This is a genomic window from Acidovorax sp. Root219, from assembly GCF_001428665.1.
Classification (GTDB): Bacteria; Pseudomonadota; Gammaproteobacteria; order Burkholderiales; family Burkholderiaceae_C; genus Acidovorax.
In genome coordinates, this window is sequence record NZ_LMIJ01000031.1 from 1 (window position 1) to 1,251 (window position 1,251).

Here is a 1,251-nt window from a genome sequence, read left to right on the forward strand (position 1 = left end):
GCCACGTTGGTGGCGCTGTCGTCGGCGCCGTGCTGGCGCAGCAACTCGATCACCTTGGGGTTCTCATCCAGCGCAAACCAGAGCGGGCCGTCTTCGGACACCCAGGTCTGGCCGCTGCAGTAGTGCAGGGCCGTGTTGCCGTAGGCATCCACCGCGTGCACGTCGGCCCCGGCGGCGATCAGGTGCTGCACCACCGCCAGGTCGTCCGCCAGCGCGGCGGCCATGAGGGGCGTGGCCATGCGGCCCACGGTGCCCTGCATGTCCTGGATGCGGCTGGCCGCGCGGGCGTTCACGTCGCAGCCCAGGTCTTGCACCAGGTAGCGCACCATGGCCAGCTTGGTCGGCATGGCGCTGTAGGCCACGCAGGCGTGCAGCAGCAAGCCAGGGCCCACCAGGTGGGCGTAGCCCTGGGCGAGCTTGCGCACCATGTCCACCGACAGGCTCTGCACCGCGCCCTGCAGTGCACCCGCGTTGACGGTTGCGCCGTGGGCAAGCAGCTGGTCCACAAAATCCACGCTGCCCGACTCGGCGGCCAAGCCCAGCGCATCGGTGCCGTCCCGGTTGCGCGCGGCCATGTCCGGCTGGCGCTGCAGCACGGTCTGCAGGTTGTGCGCCTGCACCGCCAGCTCTGCGGCGGCACTGGCCTTGGCCTCGCGGCCTTCGTCGTCGTCGCCCTCTTCCATCTGCGCAGCTGCATGCTGCGAGAGGCGCCAACGGTAGACCTCGCACGCCTCCAGCAAGGGCGTTTTGCGGTCGTAGTTGTCGCGAAAGTCCACGCTGCCTTCGCTGGCGATGAGCGCGTCGAGTTCAGCCACGGTAATCATGCGGTCCCTCATCCCGCGGATGAAGTCGTCGGCCTCCTGGCTGACCTCATGGTGTTCGTCGTCACCCTCCACATCGATGCCCGCTTCATGGAACGCGACCTTGGTCCCGTGGGCCATGGAGCCCGGGTTCTCTTCGTGCGCCAGGTCTTCGATGAAATCCCAGTAGTAAACCGAAAGATCGATAGGCTCGCCACCCTCGAACGGCACCAGCAGCAGGTCGCCACCATCCACATCGCACTGCATGCCCAGCAGCTCGAACGCCCGCGCAAGGTAGCGGGTGCGGGCGAACTCCTGGGGGTTCTGCAGGTAGTCTGCTACCACCATGTGCTTGGGGCACCCGCGCTGCAGGGCCTGCAAGGCGGCCGGCTGGTCGGCTTGGCGGATACGGAAGGTGCCGGGCTGGATGAATGAAGAAGCGTCTTGCATG

Annotated in this window: 1 protein-coding gene; it reads right to left on the reverse strand. The window is 67.4% G+C overall.

The annotated features are described in order from the left end of the window. Nucleotides 1-1,251, reverse strand: a 1,251-nt coding sequence (locus ASE28_RS26770; protein ID WP_200964002.1) for an ankyrin repeat domain-containing protein, incomplete at both ends; no start/stop codon positions are given.